Below are 7,026 nucleotides of genomic sequence, written 5' to 3' on the forward strand. Positions count from 1 at the left end.
AGTCGCGGCCGCAGGCCGCGCGGAACTCTCACAAGTGCCGCAGTTCCTGCTTCAGCGTCGCCACGCACCGGCGGCTGACTTCCAGCGGCTGCTTGCCATGCCGCAACACCGCCTGCACCTGCCCGCCCGAGCCCCGACGCAGCTCCACCAGCTCGTGGCGCGCCACCAGGCAGTTGCGATGGATGCGGATGAAACGGCTGGCGAACTCTTCTTCCAGCGACTTCAGCGATTCCTCGATCAGGTCCTCGCCGCGCGCGTGGTGCACCACCACGTACTTCTCCTCGGCCTGCAGGTAGTGGATATCGTCCAGCGGAATCAGGCGCAGGCTGCCGCGCAGGCGTGCGCACAGCACGCTGCGTGCCTGCTGCCCGCTGTGCTCCTGTGGCTGACCATCGCGGCCGGCCAGGAACGTGCGCGCACGTGCGATCGCCGCCGCCAACCGTTCGGCACGCACTGGCTTCATCAGGTAGTCGATCGCTGCAGCCTCGAACGCCGACAGCGCATGCGCATCGTAGGCGGTGCAGAACACCACCGCAGGCCGAGGTTCGAAGCTGGCCAGGTGGCGGGCCGCTTCCAGGCCATCCAGCCCGGGCATCGCGATATCCAGCAGGACCAGGTCCGGCTGCAGCTCCGCGCACGCGTGCAGGGCCTGCTCACCGTTGCCGGCCTCGGCCACCACGTCCACGCCGTCCTGTGCCGCCAACAGGCTGCGCAGGCGCTCGCGCGCCAGCGGTTCGTCGTCGGCGATGACTACCCTCACGATCGTTCCCTCACTGGATCGGCACTGTCACCTGGCAGGCATAGTAGCCCTCGCTCCAGCCAGCCGTCATCCGCGCGGTGCTGCCGAAGCGCCAGGCCAGCCGATGGCCGATGCTGTGCTGGGCATGACCGGCGCCGCGTGCCAGCGCCAGCCCCGGCGCCTGCGGATCGGGTGCCGGGTTGCGTACGCGGATCTGCAGTTCATTGCCCTCGCGCGCCAGCTGCAGTTCGATGGTGCCGCCGTCGGGCAGGCGCGAGATGCCATGCAGCACGGCATTTTCCACCAGCGGCTGCAGTACCAGCCTTGGCAAGGGCAGGTCCCAGGGCAGCGGCTCGTCGCGCTGCCAACGCACCTGCAGGCGTTCACCCAGGCGCAGCGATTCGATCGACAGGTAGCGCTCGGCCAGCTCGCATTCGTCGCGAAGGGTGGAATCGCCCTCGCCCGCCCCCAGCGCGGCACGGAACAGATCGGACAGGTCCAGCACCGCGCGCTCGGCGACTGCCGGGTCACGATGCAGCAGGCTGGCGATCAGGTTCATGCTGTTGAACAGGAAATGCGGGCGGATACGCGCCTGCAGCGCGTCGGCCTGCGCGCGCGCGTTGGCCTGCACCTGCGCGGCCCAGCGATCGCTTACGTAGAAGTAGCGCAGCGCCAGCGCGGCGATCAGCGCCGTGGTTGCCGCGCTGCCGAGGGTGAAACGCCAGAAGCTGATGCCGCTGGCGAAGCTGTCGCCCAGCACCGCGTACAGCGCGTGCACGATGCCAGCGCAGACCACCGCGATCAGGGTTGCCAGCACGGTCGCCGCAATGGCGCCCAGCACCGGCGGCAGCCGCGACAGGGTCTGCCGCAGCAGGCACAGGCTGGCGGTCACCGCCAGCGCCAGCCACAGCGCGAATCCGCTGGCCGACAGCAGTTCGCCGAAGGTCCAGTGACGGCTGCCGTCCGGCGCCAGCGCCAGTACCACCACCACCAGCTCGGCCAGGCCGAGCATCGCCGCCAGCCGTGGCAGGCGGCACAGTTCCGGCATCCACGGCGGTGTGCTGGCCGGCGACATGGCTCAGGCGGCGCCCAGGCGTTCCTGCAGCCAGTCACCCAGTGCCTGGATCTCCTCGGCACAGACCTGGTGGGCCATCGGGTAACTGTGCCACGCCACATCCAGGCCCAGCGTACGCAGCGCCTGCGCGCTGTGCGCTGCGACGGCCTGCGGGATCACCGGGTCGCCACTGCCATGGGCCATGAACACCGGCACCTGCACCGCGCCGTCAACACGCGTGGCGCTGTCGGCTTCGGGCAGATAGGTGGACAGCGCGATCAGGCCGGCCAGCGGCGCGGTACGCGAGAGCGCGGCTGTCAGGATGATCGCCCCACCCTGCGAGAAGCCTGCCAGGAAGATCTTCTCCGGCGCGATGCCGCGCTCGATCTCGCGCGCGATCAGTGCGTCCAGCTGCACCACCGATTCCTGCACGCCGGCCATGTCGGCGCGCGAACGGAAGTCCATGCCCACGATGTCGTACCAGCCGCGCATCGGCACGCCGTTGTTGATCGTGATCGGCCGCACGGGTGCGTGCGGGAACACGAAGCGCAGCGCCGGCCAGTGCGGCCGCACCAGTTCCGGCACGATCGGCGCGAAATCATGGCCGTCGGCGCCGAGGCCGTGCAACCAGATCACCGACCACTGCGGCGAGGCGCCGGTTTCCTGTTCCACCGTTTGCAGCATGATGCGGCTCCTTCAAGTTCGAGCCGCATTATGCCGCTGGCGCGGGGCAATCAGTACAGCGGCGGTTGCTCGGCCGCTTCCCGCCGCAGCTGCGCGGCGCGTACCAGCACCGGTGGCGGGATGTTCTCTTCGGGGATATCGAGCAGGCCGAGGCGATGCAGGAAAGCACCGGGGCCGCGCGAGGAGGTCAGCGCCACCACCGGAACGGCCAGAACCATGCCGATCACCACCGGCGCCATCCAGGCCGCCAGCGACGGCGATACCGCCCAGGCCAGCACGCCCATGAAGGCGCCGAACACACCCAGGCCACCGTAGCCACGGATCAACGCCATCCACGAGATGCCGCCGTCGTCACGCTGCTGCGCGTCCCAGCCGGAATCGCGCCCGGACAACACTTCGGCCACGCCGCGTGACTGCACGTACATCACCACCGGCGCCATCAGCGCGGCGAGCACGGTTTCCACCAGCATCGATACGAAGGCACGGATCGGACCGCCACAACCGCGGCGGTCGACCGGGTCCAGCAGCATTGCCAGGTAGCCGAGCACCTTGGGCAGCAGCAGCACCGCCATGGTGGCGGCGAACAGGCGCACCACCTGCTCTTCATCCTGTGCGCGCCAGTACACGCTGGGCGACAGGTGCAGCAGGGCGTTGAAATCGATGCCTTCCTGGAACAGCGGGATGGCGATGCCGATCAGCATCAGCATCGCCCACATCGGTGCGGTGAAATAGTGGCCGATGCCGATCAGCATGTGCGTGCGGCTGATCCAGTGCAGCCCGCGGCTGCCGACCACCTTGCCGTGCTGCAGGTTGCCCTGGCACCAGCGACGGTCGCGCACCAGCAGGTCGGTCAGCGTCGGCGGGCCTTCCTCGTAACTGCCACCGAGGTAGGGCACCATGTGCGCGGCCCAGCCGCCACGACGCATCAGCGCCGCTTCGACGAAATCGTGGCTGAGCACGTGGCCGCCGAACGGCTTGCGCCCCGGCAGCGCCGGCAGGCCGGCGTGGTCGGCGAAGGCGCGGGTGCGAATGATGGCGTTGTGGCCCCAGTAGTTGCTCTCGGCGCCGTGCCACCAGGCCACGCCGCGGGCGATCACCGGCCCGTACACGCGGCCACCGAACTGCTGCATGCGCGCGAACAGGGTGCGGCCGCCGATCACCGACGGCAGGGTCTGGATCAGTCCGACGTCGGCGTTGTGTTCCATGCCGGCCACCAGGCGCACGATGCTGTCGCCGGTCATCAGGCTGTCGGCGTCAAGGATCAGCATCTGCGGGTAGGCACCGCCGAAGCGGCGGACCCAGTCGGCGATGTTGCCGGCCTTGCGCCCGCTGTTGTCACCACGGCGACGATAGAACAGGCGGGTCTGCCCCTCCGGCACACGCTCGCGCAGCTCGGCGAACACCTGTTCCTCGGCAGCGGCGATGTCCTCGCGGCGGGTGTCGCTGAGCACGAAGAAGTCGAAGCGGTCGAGCTGGCCGGTGGCCGCCACCGACTCGTAGATCGCCTGCAGGCCCGCCAGCAGGCGGCGCGGGTCTTCGTTGTAGGTCGGCATCAACAGCGCAGTACGGCTGTGCACGGCCGGCAACGGCTTGTCCGGGTCGATGCCGAGCCGATAGCCCCGGTCGAACACAGCAGTCAGGAAGCCGGCCAGGGCGCTGGCAAAGGAGAGCGCGATCCAGGCAAACAGGCCGACGAACAGCACCAGCAGGCAGGCTTCGAGCACGCTGATGCCATTGGCCGACAGCACCCGCCACATCATCCGCGTAGCCACGGCGGTCATGCCGAGCGTGCCACCAAACAGGTACAGCCGGCGCAGGCCGATCAGGCGCGGCGAGGTGCGATGCCGCCGGACCTTCAGTGCGCCTTCGCGCAGGGTCTGTTCGGGCATCGGCAACGGCGATTCAGCGGGCAGCAGCGCCCAGCCGGCATCGAGCCGGGGCGTTCCTGCTTCCGCATGGATGGTCTGCACCCCCATCGTCGCTTACTCCGCGCCGTCGGCACGGCCGGCCATCCCGGCCGGGCTGCATGCACCAAGGTTCCCGGCGCGCTTTCCCGGCGCCCGCACTTGTCCTGGCTGTGTCGGCCTCACGCCGCACAGTCGATGTCTGTCACTACCGGAACCCACACGATCTCCAACGGGGCGGAATCGAAAATGCGGCCCAGTCTAGGGCCCAGAATGTAAGCCGGGTGCGAAGGTCTACACCGGGATTTGTCCCCATTCAGCAAATAGCAGGCGATCACGCCAGGGCATGGCCAGATGTCACTGCATCGCCCCCGGTACTGGATCGTAACAAACGCGAACGGTTATCATTTAATCAACCAGGCAGGTCACCGTCTTCCGCGCGGCCGCGACCCACCCAGCTGCGCCGGTCCTGACCGCGCACCCGACGACCCACGGAAGGGGGGGGCTGCCTGCTGTCTGCCTGCGCCTGCTGCTTCCACCGGGTCACCCCACCTCTCATGGAAGCCGTCATGTCCCTGTCGTCCCGTTCCCGTTCCGCGCGCCTGCCGCGCACCCGCCTGGCCACCGTCTGCCTGCTGGCCCTGCCCGGCCTGGCCGCCGCAGAGGCCGCCGCCGATGCCTCCACCAAGGACCTGGATACCGTGGTGGTCACGGCTTCAGGCAGCCAGCAGTGGATCAAGGATGCCCCGGCCAGCATCAGCGTGATCAGTCGTGAGGACATCGAGCGCCAGCCGGTACCGGACCTGGCCGCCCTGCTCAGCCGCGTACCGGGCGTGACCGGCGGCCTCAGCGCCGTCGGCGAGCAGTCCAAGATCAAGCTGCGTGGCATGCCGTCCAACTACACGCTGGTGCTGGTGGACGGCAAGCGCATGGGCAGCTCGGCCTCGACCAACTATCGCCCCGACCTCGGCCGCCAGGACCTGAACTGGATCTCGCCGGACCAGATCGAGCGCATCGAAGTGGTGCGCGGGCCGATGTCGTCGCTGTATGGCTCCGATGCGATGGGCGGGGTGATCAACATCATCACCCGGCGCATCGGCGACGAATGGAACGGCAGCGCCACCCACAGCTACACCCGCCCGGCTGACGGCAAGCGCGGCGATACCCAGCAGATCGGCGCCACGTTCTCCGGGCCGCTGGGCGAACGCTTCGGCCTGCGCATCGGTGCCAACAGCATGCGCCGCGATTCGGACCGCTCCAACGGCGGTGTCTCCGGCAATGCCTACGCGGGCGAAAAGGACCGCAATGTCGATGCGCTGCTGCAGTGGAAGCTGAGCGACGCACAGGAACTGTCGCTGGAAGCCGGGCACGGCGTGCAGCAGGCCTTCATCGATGCGTCGCTGGAAAAGCAGGACGAAGGTGCCTGGGGTGCCAGTGAGCTCAAGCGCAGCTCGCTGGCGCTCAACCACGATGGCAAGTGGCGCTTCGGCAATTCGAAGATCAGTGCGTACTGGACCGAGTACAGGAACGACATCGGTGCTGCCGGCCGTTCCGAAGCCACCGATACGATCATCGAGGGCAGCCTGACCACGCCGTTCACCCTCGGCGTTGAACACCAGTTCGCCGTAGGCGGCCAATGGAAGCGGCAGGAGCTGACCAACACCGACACCATCGGCCGCGCGCCGATCGACTATGCCGGCAACGCGGTCAGCGGCTCCACTCTGGACGTGGACACCTGGGCGCTGTTTGCCGAGGACGAGCTGAAACTGCACCGCACCCTGGCCCTGACCGTGGGCGCGCGCCTGGACCATCACGAGCAGTTTGGCGGCCACGTCAGCCCGCGTGCGTACCTGGTCTGGCACCCTGCCGAACAGTGGACGATCCGCGGTGGCGTCTCCAAGGGCTTCCGTGCGCCCAGCCTGACCGAGAACTCGGCCAGTGCCGCTACCCAGTCCGGGGGGCGCGGCTGCACCTCGCTGATTCCGCTGGGCTACACCCGTGGCGGGTGCTACATGGCCGGCAACCCGGACCTGGATCCGGAGACCAGCACCAACCGCGAGATCGGCATCAGCTTCGACAATGACCTGATCGATGTCGGCGTGACCTATTTCCACACCGACTTCCGGAACAAGATCGAGTACGCACCGCTGGGCCGGTTCAACGGCATCTGGTGGACGCGCATGAACAACGTACAGCGCGCGCGCACCCGCGGCATGGAAGGCAACCTGAACGTCCGCTTCGGCGAGCAGTGGCGCTGGCGCACCTCGGCGACCTGGATGAAGGAAGCCAGGAACCTGACCACCGGCCGCAACCTGATCGATACACCGGAGTTCTCCGGCTATTCGTCGCTGGACTGGGCGCCCAGCACGGTGTTTTCCGGCAGCCTGTCGGCGCAGTACACCGGCAGGCAGACCGGCACCGCCACGACCTTCCTCAAGGCCTATACGCTGTATGACCTGACCGCGGCATGGAACGTCAACGAAGTGCTGACCCTGCGCGGTGGCGTCAGCAACCTGGCCGACAAGAAGCTGTATGCGGAAGGCTCCACCGACTACTTCGTCGCCGGGCGCAGCTACTTCCTGAGCATGACCGCGCGGTTCTGACCGGCGGCACGCGCCGTGATCGCGCTGGCGACATGCCAGCGC

General features: G+C 68.2%; 5 protein-coding genes. 1 reads left to right on the forward strand and 4 read right to left on the reverse strand.

From position 1 onward, the window contains the following. Positions 1–28: 28 nt before the first annotated feature. From ABGA94_RS11590 to mdoH, 4 genes are read right to left on the reverse strand one after another with little or no spacing between them, the layout of a single operon-like run. Positions 29–760, reverse strand: a complete 732-nt coding sequence (locus ABGA94_RS11590; RefSeq protein WP_005419545.1) for a LytTR family DNA-binding domain-containing protein — start codon at positions 758–760, stop codon at positions 29–31. 10 nt (positions 761–770) lie between these two features. Further along, positions 771–1,814 (reverse strand): sensor histidine kinase, encoded by a 1,044-nt coding sequence (locus ABGA94_RS11595; protein ID WP_005419547.1) that lies wholly within the window; start codon positions 1,812–1,814, stop codon positions 771–773. Positions 1,815–1,817: 3 nt separating this feature from the next. Continuing rightward, positions 1,818–2,477 (reverse strand): alpha/beta hydrolase, encoded by a 660-nt coding sequence (locus ABGA94_RS11600; protein ID WP_005419549.1) that lies wholly within the window; start codon positions 2,475–2,477, stop codon positions 1,818–1,820. A gap of 50 nt (positions 2,478–2,527) precedes the next feature. Then, positions 2,528–4,453: a glucans biosynthesis glucosyltransferase MdoH gene (mdoH, locus tag ABGA94_RS11605; RefSeq protein WP_005419550.1), complete on the reverse strand. Its 1,926-nt coding sequence runs from the start codon at positions 4,451–4,453 to the stop codon at positions 2,528–2,530. A 497-nt stretch (positions 4,454–4,950) separates the two neighbouring features. Between mdoH and ABGA94_RS11610 the strand changes: the two genes are divergently transcribed. Beyond that, entirely contained in the window at positions 4,951–6,984 is a 2,034-nt protein-coding gene (locus ABGA94_RS11610; RefSeq protein ID WP_111128045.1) for a TonB-dependent receptor domain-containing protein, read from the forward strand. Positions 6,985–7,026: the final 42 nt, after the last annotated feature.

The organism is Stenotrophomonas sp. 3diitr2024 (genome assembly GCF_042136455.1).
Taxonomy (GTDB): domain Bacteria; phylum Pseudomonadota; class Gammaproteobacteria; order Xanthomonadales; family Xanthomonadaceae; genus Stenotrophomonas; species Stenotrophomonas sepilia.

Bases quoted from the DNA above. Each gene is read 5' to 3' on its own strand.
- ABGA94_RS11595 (WP_005419547.1), bottom strand. From the start codon at position 1,814: ATGTCGCCGGCCAGCACACCGCCGTGGATGCCGGAACTGTGCCGCCTG.
- ABGA94_RS11600 (WP_005419549.1), bottom strand. From the start codon at position 2,477: ATGCTGCAAACGGTGGAACAGGAAACCGGCGCCTCGCCGCAGTGGTCG.
- mdoH (WP_005419550.1), bottom strand. From the start codon at position 4,453: ATGGGGGTGCAGACCATCCATGCGGAAGCAGGAACGCCCCGGCTCGAT.
- ABGA94_RS11610 (WP_111128045.1), top strand. From the start codon at position 4,951: ATGTCCCTGTCGTCCCGTTCCCGTTCCGCGCGCCTGCCGCGCACCCGC.